The following is a 13,846-nucleotide window of genomic DNA, read 5'->3' as shown; positions in this document are numbered from 1 at the left end:
GGACAACCGGGGGAAGCTCATTGAGGACGATCCCGACGCCGGTCGTACCGAGCTGGCAGCGAGCACCGCGATCGAGCCGTTCGTCAGCGAGGTGACGACCTACCCCGGCGTCCACGCCGCGCACGCCACGCTCGCGGGGACCCGCGACACACCGGCTGTGGCGCTGGTGATCAGCGCCGAGCAGGGCGGCGATCTCACCGAGATCCGCCATCGGATCGACACCGACGGTCTTCCTCGGCTGTGTCAAGCACTCGACCTCGACACGCTGCCAACAACCGTCGAGTTCCGTTTTTCCACCAAGGCGGGCGCTCGCGCACTGTAGGGCGCGAGCACCTGTCCACGATCGATCACGAGGTGAAGAGATGCTTTGGACCATTCTGGGCTGGATCCTGTTCGGCCTGATCGCCGGTTTCATCGCGCGAGCGCTGGTGCCGGGCAAGGACGACATCGGCCTGCTGCGGACCATCGTCCTGGGGGTCGTCGGCTCAGTCGTGGGCGGTTTCCTGTTCGGCCTGCTCACCGTCGGCTTCCGTGGCTTCCAACCCGCCGGCTGGATCGGGTCGGTCATCGGCGCGATCATCGTGCTGGTCATCTACAACAAGGTGACCGGCCGCAAGAGCCGCTCGCACGCCTGACCATCCCTCAGCCCGCAAGGCTCAGCACCGTGTGGCGCGCCGCGTCCGACAAGTGTGCCGGTTGGACGCGGCGCGGTCCGCCCGGAGCGTGCTTGGACGACATCGACCAGGGCGGCAACAGCCAGGCCGACGGCGATACCTACAACCGGACTGTGGCGCACTTCGACTACGCATCGCTGTTCGGCAAGACCGTGGTCGGCGCGCGTATGGACCAATCTCCATCACGCGTCGGACACCTGCGGAAGTCTTGGGTAGGTGCTAGGAAACCTGGAGTGCCACTGACCCCTCACTTGAGCCGCGGCGCGTTGGTCGGTGCTCCTGTCGCACCGTAGATGGTGTGGAGGCGCGCGAGGTAGGCGTCGGGCTCGCGGTGAGGGCGGTCCTGAGCACCAGGACGGATGTGCTTCAGCCCGTGGTTGCGGCTTACGCGCAGAGTGGTGGTCGCCGCGCGCCCGATGACGGGCGAGCCGTCGATGGCGTCGAGGACGTGGACTTCCGGTGGGAACATCGCGCGTGCCTCGGCGGGAGACGCGGCCGGCGGATGCCCGGTCCGGTTGGCGCTGCTTACGTGCAGGGGTCCGATGCCGGTGAGGATCGGGCGCAGCGGATCCCAGCAGGCGCCGAAGACGAGGGCATGGCCGTCGCGGTCGGCAGGCAACGCCCAGTCCGGCACCCTGTCGGCCGTCAGCGGCAGCAACAGCGTCAGCCGTTCGTGCACCAGGAGGTCACGGGCGAGTCCACAGGTGGCGTCGTCGAGATCGAGTGCGCCGGCGAACTCGGACCAGCGCTCGTCGTCGACCAGCCACAGCGCGACGGCTTGGCCGGCAGGGCGGCCTTTGGCGGTGTTGACGACCTCGGGCGACGTCGCAGCGACCACGGAGGTCAACGGGTACGGATTGGGGAACACGACGGCCGAGCCCGCTCGCAGCGCGTCAGCGGCCGCACGAACGTCCATGAGTGCCGGATCCGGCGGTGTCACGCCGACGCCACGGGCGCGGCCGCGCGTAACCCGTCGACGAACCCGACCAGGTTCTCCACCGGGATGACGGCTTCGTTGCGGCGGAACGCTTCCGACTTCACCCATTCCAGGGCGGCCGCCGTCTCCGCGGGGTCGAGTACCAGACCAGCCAGTTCGCCGACGGCGCGCACGACCCGGGCGCTGGCGAGGTGGGTCAGCACCACGACCGGCTCGATGCCCAGAAGCGCGGGGTCGTAGGGCTGGAACGTCTTCGGCCGCACAAACGGTGTACCGGTGGAGATCGTGCCGACCCCGGTGCCGACGATTGGCGTGGTCACGGTCAGCGGCAACCCGATCTCGGCCGACACCGAGCGGGCGATCGCGGGAATCCTGGTCAAGTCAGGTGCGGTGTGCCAGAGGGCGGCCTCGCCCAGCAGTTCGGCGGTGCGGTGGGCGAGCAGGAACAGGATCTGTTCGGTGGCGACCATGCCGCTGCGCTCGGCGACGCCGAGCCACGAGCTCGACACGACCCGGACTCCGGCCTGGACCGCCGCGAGGGTGTTCGCCAGGCCGAGTCCGAGGTCGTTGTGCAGGTGTGACGCCAGGACGACGTCCTCGCCCACCCGGTCGAGCAGGCCCTGGAACAGTTCGGCGCAGCGCTCGGTGAGCAGATCGCCGGTGGTGTCGGCGACGACGATCACTCCGGCGCCCGCCGCGGTCAAGGTGCCGGCCGCGCCGGCCATCACGTCGAGGTCGGCGCGGGGTGCGTCGGCGAAACACACGTCCGGGATGACGCCGCTGCCGCCGTCACGCACGGCGCGCACCAGCATGGCGGCGTCGGTGAGAGCTTCGGTCGCGGGGCGGTGGACCATCGCGTCGGCCATCTCGTCGGACGCGGGCACCACGATCATCACCCGCGCGTTCGGCGCACCCCGTACCGCTTCGCAGGCCTGCCGGACATCGTAGAGAGTGGCGCGGCAGACCGCGGCGGGGCTCACGGATCCGGCCGTTTCCAGTGCGACTCGGCGGGTGGCGGCGAACTCGTCCGCGCACACCGCGGGGAATCCGGCCGCGAACACCACGTGCCTCGGCCCGTCGGCACCGAACATCAGGCCCTGCTCCCGAGCCAGCCGCACGCGGAAGTCCGCGCTCATCAGGGTTTTGCCCTGGGCGCCATCGCGGGCCGACTCCTCCCACAGCACCAACCGGCCGTCCAGCGCGGATTCTCTGACCAGATCCGGCATACCCATCCTCCCCGGGCAGTCCGGACAGGTTCCCGGAACGAAGGCAAAGTCAACTGGGCTCGATAGGCCCACGTCAAAGTGCCGATTCACAGCACGGGGCGTGTAGAAGCTATTGCGGTGACGAACCGTCACCTAGGCGGGAGTGGCTCCGTAAATAACCCGCCGGAAGACGGGGTTGTGCTCAGCACTGCGTGATAGTTCCTTGGATGCTGACGTCTCCTCTGGCGCAGGCGTCATCCGATCGGGCGTTTCCCGTCCTCGTTGCCGGCCCCGCTGGTCAGGATCTGCCGCACGTGACCTCTCCAGCCGCCACCGTCGTTCAGGGCGGGTAATCCTTCCCTTGAGCCTCGCCGCCCTCGGTGTGGTCACCATCGGCGCCTTACTTCCCGCCACTCCACCAGCGGGCACCCCGGGGTTCGAACCGTTGCCCCTGGCCCTCTACGGCGCGCTGGCGATCATGGTCGCCGGCTACCTCGTCCTCATCGAGATCGGCAAACGGTTCTTCTACCGGGTCGCCCGGCCGGCCGTACCGCCGACGGTGTCGCCCCAAGGTCGCGGGCTGAAGTGCCTGTACCTTGTGACCCGCAGCCTGGACCCGACCGGAACAGGCCGCGCCCGATGGACGATGCGCTGGAAGCCCGTGATCAAAGCCTTCGCCATCACATTCGGTGAGCGCTGTCCGGGAGCCGAAACCTACTAACCGAACCGCCGGAAACACCGATCATGAGATGGACTCGGGGCCGCGATCACGAAATGTGGGCCAGAACCGACGGCGCGCCTGGGTGATGTATTGAGGGGTAAGGCAAAGGTGGCGAGCGCACCTTGGCTCGGCACGGCCTGGTGGGTCAGCGGTGTTGCGAAAGCCTCTTTCGCAACGTTGAAGGTTGCGAAAGAGGCTTTCGTAACACTCCAAGCAGACACGCCGGTAAGCGAACAGGGCACCTTTGCCCTCCCCCTCAATAGAAGACCAGCAGGCCCACGGCGAACGCGAGCAGTCCCGTCGACCAGGACCGCGAAAGACCGGTTCAGCCCGGGGCGGCCATTCTTATCCGGATGCACGCTTCCGGCCGTGGTGAGGGGTGGCCACGCCAGTCCCGGCGGGGCAAAGGCTGACCGGTGGGATGGCCTACTTCGGTGGCGTGGCGAAAGTCCCCTGGAGCCCGAGGCCGAACACGATCTCGTTGAGGTCGACGCCTCTGGCAATCACGTCTCCGACGAGCGGTAGGCCTTCGGCCGCCGCATCGACAGGGGTGTGGTCGTCGTGGGACGTGGCGGCCCGCGCCGCGGGTGCGGTCGCGAACGCGGCTCCTGCGACGAGGACGGCGACGGACACCTTTTTGAGTATGTGCACGAAAATCCTTTCACCATGCAGGCGGGTCGAGATCCTGATCTTGGTGCAGGCCGCGAGCACGGTCGATTACCCGATCCGGTGACCTGCGCTCCCGCAAGACGGAAGCGCGGGGCGCCGCCGGCTGCCGTATCCGGTCACGCTGTGAGAGGACGCCCGTGGTCCGGGGGTGTCCGGTCACAGTCGGGTGGGTCTGTGGGTGTTGTGCGGGTCAGGAGACGCAGATGATGCTGGGGGTGTAGCCGTAGGTGGTGTAGCTGGGGTTGAATCCGCCGAGTTCGGCCACTCGAAAGAGTAAGCGATTCACGAAACCTCGTGTCCGGCTGCGGACAGATAGTTTCCGTGGCGGGACGGCGGATCCTTTTCTCGTTCACCGGCAGGCTCAGGGCTGACTCGTGAATTGTGTTCCAGCTGATGCGGGAAATGTTCACGGTTCAGCGACCGCCTGTTGTTCGCGCGGACGGCGCCCGGCACAGGCCGAGCAGATCGTCGTGGGATCGGGTGAACGACGCTATGTCCTGGTGGGTGTGCCGTGAAAGGCGACATCGGCTTCGGCTCGGTGGTCAGAGTGGAGGCATCTGGTATCTGAGCTCTGGCGCGTTGCTCCTGTCGGACAGGATGAAGGGTTCGTTCTGGTCAAGGGGGCTGTGTGAGCGACATGTCGCACGGCGTCGACTTCCGGGTGCTCGGTCCGTTCGAGGTCGCGGTCGGCGGCAAGGTGCTCGACCTCGGAGGCCCACAATTGCGGGCGTTGCTCGTCTTGCTCGGGATCGGGGGTGGCCGTGCGGTGAGTGTCGCCGCGTTGGTCGGACAACTGTGGGGCCCGCACGCCCCGCACGACGCCGACCGGACCGTGCGCACCTATGTTTCCCGGCTGCGCAAGTACCTCCGGCCCGCGGAGGAGGCACTTGGCGGCGATCTGATCGTGACCCGGGCTCCCGGCTACCTCCTGCGGCTGGAACCCGAAGTGATCGACGCGGTGCGGTTCGAGGGTTTGGCGGCCGCTGGGCGCCAAGCGCTCGACGCCGGTCAGCCTGCCGTCGCCGCCGAACGGCTAGTCGCGGCGCTGAATCTGTGGCGTGGTCCCGCCTACGACGAATTCTCCGACATCGCCTCCCTCGACGCCGAGTCGATCCGATTGGCGCAACTACGCCAGAACGCTGTGGAGGACCGGATCGCCGCGAACCTGGCCACCGGGGGAGGGCGGGAACTGGTCGCGGAACTGGAGGCGCTGACCACTGCTCATCCCGGGTACGAACGGCTGTGGGAACAGCTGATGCTGGCCCTGTACCGCGCGGGCAGGCAGGCCGACGCCCTGCGGACGTTCCAGCGGGCGCGGCTGCTCCTGCTCGAGGAGTCCGGAGTCGAGCCTTCGCTCGCGTTGACCGTGATTCACCGGCGAATCCTCGCGCAGGACAAGGAACTGCTGGCTCCGGAAACCGGCGAGACCGGGCCGTTCGCCGCCGGCGAAGACGCTCTTCTCGGCAAAGGCGATCTGCGGACCAGCAGACAGCATTTCGAAGCCGCCTACGACCTGGCGAAGCAGGCGGGCGACGGAGAGAGCCTGGCGCGCGCGATGCTGGGGCTGTCCGGTCTGTGGGTGCACGAACATCGCACGGCGACCGGCATCCACCAGATGCAGGCCCGGTTGAGAAACGCGCTTTCCGCGGTCGGTTCGGAGTCCCCGCTGGCGTTACGGCTGCGGGTGCGGCTCGCGGGAGAGGTCGACTACCGGGAGTCTCGCCACTCGGAAATCCTTGCCGTGCTGGAGGAAACCCGGCTTGCGAATGATCCGGTGGCACACGCGGAGGCGCTGAGCGTCGCACACCACTGTCTGCTCGGCCCGGACCACGGACAGCTGAGACAGACGCTGGCACGGGAGCTGATCGGCGAGAGCGCCCGCACCGGCCGTCGCGGCGACCACTTGATGGGCCTGGTGTGGCACACCGTCGACCTGTTCCTCGCCGGCCATCCGCACGCCGAACGGCGGCTGGGTGAACTGCGGCAAGCTCTCGCCGAGGACGATTTCCTCGCGGCTCATTTCGTGGCGAACGCTCTCGAGGTGATGCTGACGATCCGGGCGGGCCGGTTCGACGAGGCGGAGAAACAGGCGCAGGCCTGCGCGGAACTCGGGGAGACCGTGGGTGACGCCGACGCCATGGGCTGGTACGGCGCGCATCTGGTCGCGATCCGGTGGTACCAGGGCAGGCTCGAGGAGGTGCTGCCACTGCTCGACCAGCTCGTGCACTCGTCGACGCTGTCCACCGTCGACAATTCGTACTTCGCGGCGCGGGCCGCGGCCGCCGCGGTGGTGGGCGATCAGCGGAAGGCGGCGAGCTCACTCGCCAGGCTGGTCGGCTCCGATCTGGCGGAACTGCCCCGATCGAGCACCTGGATGGTCACGATGAACGGCGTCGCGGAAGCCGCCTACCGGCTGGGTGACGCCGACACGGCGGCGAGAGCGTATGAATTGCTCAGACCGTTCGCCGACTTGCCGGTGATGGCCAGCCTCGCCGTCGCATGTTTCGGATCGGCTCACTACCCACTGGGCGTCGCGGCGATGGCCATGGGCGCCCCGGAACGGGCCGCGCGTCATCTGCGCACCGCGATCCAGCACAACCTCGCCTTGGCGCACTGGCCCGCGGTCGCCGTCTGCCAAGAGCGCTATGCGGAGGCAACGGCTCTGCAACGCTAAGGGCTCACAGGTACCCGCTGAGGACTTGTCGGGTGCGCTCGCCGAAGAGAGCGTCGGGCGGCCTCCGACGTCACCGTCGGTCGATCAGTGGCAGCGCGGAGAAGGTGTGGTCGTGCCAGATCTGCCGGGAGGGTTCTTCCGGGTAAGTGGTGACGGCCGGTCGGGTGTCGAAGAGTTGTGTGAGCCGTTGTCCAGTGTCGTAGGCGGGCCAGCCGGGGTCGCCGTGGGTGGCGAACGCCGTCCAGGCTGTGCGCATTCGGGCGGACAGTGCTTCTGCCTCGGCTGAGGGGTTCTCACCGAGCAGTATGGCGGGCTGGCCGCTGTCGAGGTTGCCGAACACCAGTGGCACGTCGAGACCGTGACAGGCGCCGAACACACCGCCCATGCCGGGTGCGGGCCAGGTCAGCTCGTAGAGGTGGGCGCGGCCGCCTGCCGTGGTTTGGGCCTGGGTGAGGTGGAGCGTCGGCATCCGGAACAGCCAGTCGGAGTTGACCAGTTCGTACAGGTCATCCGGGCCGGCGTCCGGAAAGCGGTCGCGGTAGCGGCGCGCGCCGTCCGGGCCTGGGGCGAAGACTTCCAACGCGGTCGTCGCCTGCTCGGGTGTCACTTGGCCGAGCGTGCCGTCGAGTGCGGTGAACAGCCGTTGCTCGTCACGGGTGTGGCCTGCGAGGAGTTCGATGTCGCGGCCCGCTCCGTCGGCCAAGGCTTGCCACGGGGTAACGGGCAGGACGTGCCCGTCGACGACGGGCGCGAACGGGATCGTCCGGTACGCGGCCCGGCCCCAGGCATGTGCCCATTCGCCGATCTCGGCGGTGACAGTGTCGCCGGCGGCGGCCAGCAGGGCCGGATCCACTGTGGACAGATCGGCCACGGTGGGACGCAGCCCGAGTTCGGTGGCGCAGGCGGCGGCGATGTCGGCGGCGAGTGCCGTCGTGAAGAACGTTCCCGGCACGCTCTGCGCGATGGCCCGGTGGAAGAGCCCGGCCGCGGGCGGCATCGCCAGCAGTGCGGCGACCGAGCCGCCGCCCGCGGACTGGCCGAAGACCGTGACCAGGTGAGGGTCGCCGCCGAAGGCCAGGATGTTGTCGCGCACCCACTCCAACGCGGCTACTTGGTCGAGCAGGCCCCGATTGGCGGGCGCCCCCTCGATCTGGGCGAAACCCTCGATCCCCACACGGTAGTTGAAGGTCACCACGACGACGCCACCGTCTCGGGCGAGCCGTCCGCCGTCGTATTCGGGGAGGCCGGATGTGCCGATCGCGTAGGCGCCGCCCTGGATCCACACCATGACCGGAAGTCCCCCGTCCCGGCCGGGGTCGGGCGTCCAGACGTTGATCGTCAGCCAGTCGTCGCCCGGGGTGCCCCGCGACAGCGCGTCCATGCCGAACGCACCGGCCTGCGGGGGCGGCGGGCCGAACGACACGGCCTCCCGCACCCCGTCCCAGCCTCGTGTCGGCCGCGGTGCGGCGAAACGCAGCGCGGCGACCGGCGGCTCGGCGAACGGGATGCCACGGAAGACCGCGGTGCCAGTCTCCCAGCCACCACGTAGTTTTCCAGCTGGCAAGCGGACTTCCGGTCTGGACGCGGCGACGGTCATCAGACTTCCTTCCTCGGCGCAATGCCGCGCATCATCCTCGCCGCGGCAAGGTGCGAACCAGTCATTTATTCGATTCATCCGTTCGGCCCGCTCCGGCGCTCAGGTGAAGGACTGTCGACCAGATGTCGACGGCTTGTCGACCGACCCTGCCACGGTGAACGCCGGTCAGCCTGGAACCTCCAGCGAAGGAGCGGATCATGAAACATGGGATGGGGAACGGGAAGACCGTTCTCGATCGGCGAACTGTGGAAATCAGGCCCCGGGGGCGCGTCAGACGTCGGCTCGTGCCGATGCTGGTCGCGGTGACCGGGCTCGTCGGTGCCACCGGCTTGGCGGCGGCGCCGGCGTCCGCGGAACAGAAGTGCAACTTTCCTGGGAACAGCACCGTGTGCTTCTCGATCGACCGGATCAGCAACGGGAATTTCGCCGTTCACGTCGGCATCGATGTGCACATCGGCCTGGAAGAAGCCCAGGAGTACATCGACGACTTCGGTGACCCGTTCGTTGTCTGGATCCGCGGTGACGACGATGGAAAGCTCGTCGAGTTCCTCTTCACCGTCCCGCTCACCAAATTGGGGGCGAGTGCCGGATTCGGGCTCAGCGGGGATTTCGACGCGGTCGTGCCCGGCGTCCGGCTCGACGAAGACAAGGGAGGCCGAGACGAGGTACGCGCGACGGTCGCCTTGATCGACACCGATACCAACAGCACCCGCGCGACCTATGTCTCGAACCGGATCGACGGAAACTGGCCCTAGACCGGCAAGGAAACAGGGATAAGGGGAGAATGCCATGCGAAAGTCAGTGATCAGTATCGGTGCGGTGGCGGCCGTTGTCGGGTTGGCCGTCGTGCCGCCCGCTGTCGCGGCACCTGGATCGGCGGGGCAAGGGGGAGTCGGCACGCTCGCGTCGGTGGTCATCCCGGCCAAACGGATCCCGGTGGACAACCGCTACATCCCACCGCGGGTCGGGGGCGACGCCGAATTCGACGGGAACGGTCCGGACGTCTTCGCCAGCGCGACGCTGGTGGGGGTCGGGACGAATCGGTTGCGGGTCCGGATCTTCATGGACGCGATCGAAACGAAGTCGGACTTCACCCACGCGCGCGGGACATCGCCCGATTTCCTGATCTACGTGGCGCCACCGGGCCAGTGCGTCCGGAGCGTCAGCCGGGGCGGCTATGAGGAAATCCGCTACCGCGACACCGACCACGCGGTCGACGCGTTCGGAGGTCAGGTCACGGACAGCTTCGTCAGTGGCTGGTCCTTCGTCGGGGACACCGACGGTTCGGAAGCGGGCACCAGAACGGGCGCGGCCTTGACCACCTTCAGTTTCGTCGCCACCGTACAGCCGTGCTGAGGCCGAACCGACTCGGCTGAGCGCGGTGTTTCGCAGCCGGGGGCAGGCCCTAACCGGGTGTGCCCCCGGCTGCCGTGTCACAGGTACGCCGACGACCTCGTCGCCGCGACGCCTCGGTCAGCCCTGTCGGCCGAGCTTTTGGAGTAGTGCGGTGAAACTGGCGTCCGGGACGACGAGGAGGGGCCTTGCCGCGTCGGGTAGTTCGCGTTGCTTGGTGTCTCGGATGCCGACCATCCCGGCATGGGCCCCGATTTCCACGCAGGCGTTCTCTTCCCAGTGGGTGTAGGTCGATTTGTGCCATCCCTGAAGCGCGGCCTCGGGGGCTGGGACGTCGCACGCGGATGCTCAGCCTGCCCTGCCGAGCAAAGAATGTCCATGCGTCAACATTCCTGCCTCGCCGGTCGGACCAAGGGGCCCGGCTTCCGCCATCCCGCGCTCCTCGGCCTCATCCGGCCCTGTTCAGCCCCCATCATCGAGGTCTAGCCTGATGACGCGTCTTTCTTCGGCCACGACGGCTTGCCGGCAGCGATCGCCCGGTCTGACGGCTCGATGGGCGCACCGGACATCCGCTCCGGACCTCGGCGGCACTGGCAGTGTTCCGCCGATGCCCAAGGAGGCCGCGGATATGTCATCCGCCTCGCTCGACAGGAAGACCGAGCGGCCGATCCGCACCGCGAGCCTCACAGCCGGTGGTGGGCTGTTGCTCATGTCCGTGCTGGCGGGCTTCGGCAAGTTCGTCGCGGTCGACGGGCTGGTGACACGGGGAGACGCGGCACAGACGGCACGGGACATCACCGAGTCCGCCGGGCTCTTCCGCCTCGGGATCGTCAGTCTTGTCATGGTGATCGCGCTCGACGTCGTCGTGGCGTGGGGCCTGTACCGGGTGTTCAGTCCGGTGAACCGGAGTCTCTCGATGGTCGCGGCGGCGTTCAGGCTCGTGTACTCGGGTGTTTTCCTCGTCGCGATCGGACAGCTTCTCGGGCCACTCCGCCTGCTCGCGGACGACGCCTACCTGGGCGTGTTCAGCGCGGATCAGCTGAATGCCCAAGCACTGCTGGACATCACCGCGTTCAGCGATCTGTGGATGGTCTCCCTCGGTCTGTTCGGTGTTCACCTGCTCGTCCTGGGCTACCTGGCGTACCGATCGGGTTATGTGCCGAGGTTCCTGGGTGTCCTGCTGGTCATCGCGGGGCTCGGCTATGTGATCGACAGTCTCGGCGTGATGCTTTACCCGGGTGCTTGGACCGACGTCTCCACCTACACGTTCCCCGGTGAGTTCCTCCTGGCGTTGTGGCTCGTGATCCGGGGCCGCCGGGTCACGTCGACCGCTTCCTCCAACTGAATAGAGAGCGAGAATTCCCATGGCCGCACCCGAAAGATCGGTCACCCCTCCGGCAACCGGTCCGGTTGCCCGGCCGAGCGGACCGACGACAGCGTCTACCCGCAAGACCGCGGTCCTCATCGGACTCCTGTTTCTCATCGCCACTGTCGCGTTCATCTTCGCCGATTCGCTCACCTCCGGGGTCCTGAACAGCTCGGACTTCCTGACCGGCGCGTCCACGCACACCGGCGCGCTGGCCATCGGCGCTGTTCTGCTGGGCGGGCAGTTCGGGGTGGTGGGTATCGCGGTTCTCCTTTTCCCCCTGGTGAAACGCCATGGGGAAGCCCTGGCGCTGGCACATGTCGGGTTCAGGGTCGCCGAACTCGCCGCGAGCCTGTTCTACCTGGCCATCCCGCTGATGGTGATCGAGCTCGGAGCCGGTTTGCGTGACGGCACGATCGACGCCTCCACGTCGGCGAGTCTCGGCGTGTCACTGAAAGCGCAGCACGGTGTGGCCACCTTGCTGATCTATCTGGTCACCACCGCGGCGGGCCTGTGTATGGCCGTCCTGTTCTACCGATCGAGGCTCATACCGCGCTGGATCGCGGTCCTCGGCATCGTCAGCTACCCGACACTGCTGGCCGGCTGCGTCCTCGACCTGTTCGGCGTCGTGGACGTCACCCAAGGCGTCGGGCTCGTGGCGCTGATTCCTGGCGGCGTCTTCGAGGTGGTCCTGCCGATCTGGCTGTTCGTCAAGGGATTCACCTTCCCCGGCCACGCCTGAACTGCTCAGGATCACGAGCCGTCATCGGTGGCGGTCAGACCAGCGAGATCTCCGCCCACATCGTTTGCGCAGCGGCGAACTGCTCACACCCCAGGCGGTGGCCACCGTCGTGACCAGCAGCAGACCTCGGCGTCCTGGCTTCGAGGTGGCATCGTCGTGGGGATCGTGAAAGTGGGGTAGAAGGTGCGGAGAGGCGTCGTGGACTGCGAGGCGGATCATCGGCCTGCCGGCGGGTAGGTGAAGGCGGAGGGCTCGTGGGCCGGTGGCGTGCAGGTAAGCGTTGGTGACAGCTTGGTCGCCAGCAGCTCGGCGTCCCGGGCGGTGGTCTTCCGCAGGTGCGCCAGCCGGACACGCACCCAAGCCCAGACCGGTGCCAGCGGTGGCACCCCGGGAAGCTGCGGGAACGGGTAGGAGTGTTCCGTGTCGATGCGCGCAGGTTCTCCACTCAGAGGTTTCCTCCGCCAAGGCTCTGAGCGTGGACGCAGTGCCCGAGTACCCCGGTACTCCGGGTTCCTCGGCGGTGCCGCCCGTTCGGCCGCGCTCAGCCGGATCCGGCGAGGATCTGCCTGACCAATCGGTGCGCTGTCGCGCAGGTCTCGGCTTCGGTGCCCCGAAGGTGTTCGACGACCTCTCCGTCGGACCACAGGATGAGGGCGACGGCGTCGGGAAGGACCGGGGTGAGTCCGATGAGCCACCGGCCCTCGTCTCGCTCGATGATCCGCTCGGCGGTAAGCCACTGACCGGTGGTGCCCGCGTGGGTGACCTTCCAGGCTGGGTCGGCGGCGAGGTCGGCCACCGACCAGGGGTCGAACTGTGCTGAATGTTCGTCGTGCACGCGTACCCGCCTTATGTGGTGACCGCATTCGATGAAGCGAAGCTGAACCTCAGGTTAACGGCAGATTATCGGGATCTGCGCCCGTGGACCGTGATCTGCGCCGTGTCGTCGCTGCCGTGTCGCCGGCGCCCGGCTACGGCCGGACGAGCCGTGCCTGCACGCAGGCCGGTGGAGATCAAAGGATCACCACGAACACCCGCGAAACGACAGCAATTAGGTCCTGCAAGTACTTCATGTCGGCGCGAGGTTTACGGCACGCTGGGTTTCGTCGAACATGCTGTGCCTTCTCCGGCGGCCGCGGGCGCGACGATGCGCCGCGAACCCATGAAAATCCAGTGTCTCGGATCGAGGTTGCTGCCTGCCATGGTCACGATCACCACCTGGGAGATGGATCGCTGGCACGCGAGTGTGTCGGTCGGGGCGGTCACGTTCGGCTATGCGGCCGACGACGCGGCCCCGAACACCGCTTACCACCTGCCGAGGGTGTGGCCGGGGCGTGGTCTCGCGATTCCGGCCGCCGCTCTGGAGTCTTTTCACGCTGCCCTTGCCGAGGTCAGGAAACAGCAGGTCTGCCAGAACTCTGACGTCTGCGGTGACGACGGTACGGAGTTGTGGTCGGTGCCGTGGCCGGACCCGGACGAGGAGTTCGTCTTCATCACCGGCCCATGCGAACACGGCGACCTCACCGTCGGCTACCGGCCAGCTCATGCCTTCGTGATCGCGCTTCCGCATTTGCGTGGTCTTCTCGTCCGCGTCACCGGTTACCTCTGCACGACCCTGGCCGGGGCCGGTACCGGACGCGGATCCGCACAGGGAAACGCCCCCGCACGACCGGAGAGGAGCTCCGTTCCCGGAAGCTCGGGGAACTTTCTGAGTTCGGCACCGGCGCGGGCTCGTGGAGGTGAACGGGCCTGCGACGGGGGGTCTTCCGTATTTGACATCCAATGACACTGGATGACATGCCGGAGCTGCGGTCTCATAATCCCTTGGCCGTCGGTTCGAGCCCGACCCGGCCCACCACGTCAATATCGTTGCCGACCTGCGGGGATATTGACCCTTTCGGCGGCAATTTC

Annotated in this window: 12 protein-coding genes and 3 pseudogenes; 9 read left to right on the top strand and 6 right to left on the bottom strand. The window is 67.6% G+C overall.

Annotated features, from left to right (window positions below):
- Window positions 1-322, top strand: a pseudogene (locus B0293_RS41075) (alkaline shock response membrane anchor protein AmaP); the annotation flags it as partial.
- A 40-nt stretch (window positions 323-362) separates the two neighbouring features.
- Complete coding sequence (locus B0293_RS41070) at window positions 363-635, top strand: GlsB/YeaQ/YmgE family stress response membrane protein (RefSeq protein ID WP_005166557.1); 273 nt, start codon at window positions 363-365, stop codon at window positions 633-635.
- Between the two features lie 286 nt (window positions 636-921).
- Here B0293_RS41070 and B0293_RS41065 read toward each other — a convergent pair whose 3' ends face one another.
- Both B0293_RS41065 and B0293_RS41060 read right to left on the bottom strand, forming a co-directional pair.
- Window positions 922-1,590, bottom strand: a complete 669-nt coding sequence (locus B0293_RS41065; RefSeq protein ID WP_005166558.1) for an L-threonylcarbamoyladenylate synthase — start codon at window positions 1,588-1,590, stop codon at window positions 922-924.
- A 20-nt stretch (window positions 1,591-1,610) separates the two neighbouring features.
- Window positions 1,611-2,837 carry a homocitrate synthase gene (locus B0293_RS41060; protein WP_005166559.1) on the bottom strand — a complete coding sequence of 409 codons (1,227 nt, stop codon included), beginning with the start codon at window positions 2,835-2,837 and terminating at the stop codon, window positions 1,611-1,613.
- Between the two features lie 559 nt (window positions 2,838-3,396).
- On the opposite strand from B0293_RS41060, the pseudogene B0293_RS43415 reads away from it, so the two are divergent.
- Window positions 3,397-3,537: pseudogene (locus tag B0293_RS43415) on the top strand (IS256 family transposase); the annotation flags it as partial.
- A 426-nt stretch (window positions 3,538-3,963) separates the two neighbouring features.
- On the opposite strand, the gene B0293_RS41050 reads toward B0293_RS43415, so the two are convergent.
- Window positions 3,964-4,248 carry a hypothetical protein gene (locus B0293_RS41050; RefSeq protein WP_039919639.1) on the bottom strand — a complete coding sequence of 95 codons (285 nt, stop codon included), beginning with the start codon at window positions 4,246-4,248 and terminating at the stop codon, window positions 3,964-3,966.
- 595 nt (window positions 4,249-4,843) lie between these two features.
- Between B0293_RS41050 and B0293_RS41045 the strand changes: the two genes are divergently transcribed.
- Window positions 4,844-6,880, top strand: a complete 2,037-nt coding sequence (locus B0293_RS41045; protein WP_005166567.1) for an AfsR/SARP family transcriptional regulator — start codon at window positions 4,844-4,846, stop codon at window positions 6,878-6,880.
- Between the two features lie 70 nt (window positions 6,881-6,950).
- Here the strand turns inward: B0293_RS41045 and B0293_RS41040 are convergent, their stop codons facing one another.
- Window positions 6,951-8,477, bottom strand: coding sequence for a carboxylesterase/lipase family protein (locus B0293_RS41040; RefSeq protein ID WP_005166568.1), 1,527 nt, complete (start codon window positions 8,475-8,477; stop codon window positions 6,951-6,953).
- A gap of 290 nt (window positions 8,478-8,767) precedes the next feature.
- Here B0293_RS41040 and B0293_RS41035 point away from each other — a divergent pair, with 290 nt between their 5' ends.
- Window positions 8,768-9,232: a hypothetical protein gene (locus tag B0293_RS41035; RefSeq protein ID WP_143254761.1), complete on the top strand. Its 465-nt coding sequence runs from the start codon at window positions 8,768-8,770 to the stop codon at window positions 9,230-9,232.
- Between the two features lie 34 nt (window positions 9,233-9,266).
- On the top strand, window positions 9,267-9,833 hold the full coding sequence (locus tag B0293_RS41030; protein WP_025584567.1) for a hypothetical protein: 567 nt from the start codon (window positions 9,267-9,269) through the stop codon (window positions 9,831-9,833).
- 117 nt (window positions 9,834-9,950) lie between these two features.
- On the opposite strand, the pseudogene B0293_RS41025 reads toward B0293_RS41030, so the two are convergent.
- Window positions 9,951-10,124 (bottom strand): annotated as a pseudogene (locus tag B0293_RS41025) (DUF397 domain-containing protein); the annotation flags it as partial.
- Between the two features lie 334 nt (window positions 10,125-10,458).
- On the opposite strand from B0293_RS41025, the gene B0293_RS41020 reads away from it, so the two are divergent.
- The gene (locus B0293_RS41020; RefSeq protein ID WP_005166574.1) at window positions 10,459-11,175 is read left to right on the top strand and encodes a DUF4386 domain-containing protein; all 717 of its coding nucleotides are present in this window, start codon (window positions 10,459-10,461) and stop codon (window positions 11,173-11,175) included.
- Between the two features lie 19 nt (window positions 11,176-11,194).
- The gene (locus tag B0293_RS41015; RefSeq protein ID WP_005166575.1) at window positions 11,195-11,938 is read left to right on the top strand and encodes a DUF4386 domain-containing protein; all 744 of its coding nucleotides are present in this window, start codon (window positions 11,195-11,197) and stop codon (window positions 11,936-11,938) included.
- A gap of 541 nt (window positions 11,939-12,479) precedes the next feature.
- Here B0293_RS41015 and B0293_RS41010 read toward each other — a convergent pair.
- Entirely contained in the window at window positions 12,480-12,773 is a 294-nt protein-coding gene (locus B0293_RS41010) for a hypothetical protein (RefSeq protein ID WP_005166576.1), read from the bottom strand.
- Here B0293_RS41010 and B0293_RS43410 point away from each other — a divergent pair.
- The gene (locus tag B0293_RS43410; protein ID WP_143254760.1) at window positions 12,759-13,721 is read left to right on the top strand and encodes a hypothetical protein; all 963 of its coding nucleotides are present in this window, start codon (window positions 12,759-12,761) and stop codon (window positions 13,719-13,721) included. The genes B0293_RS41010 and B0293_RS43410 overlap by 15 nt on opposite strands.
- Window positions 13,722-13,846 lie beyond the last annotated feature (125 nt).

The sequence above is a fragment of the Amycolatopsis azurea DSM 43854 genome, assembly GCF_001995215.1.
GTDB lineage: Bacteria > Actinomycetota > Actinomycetes > Mycobacteriales > Pseudonocardiaceae > Amycolatopsis > Amycolatopsis azurea.
This window is presented reverse-complemented; position numbering and strand designations above follow the sequence as displayed.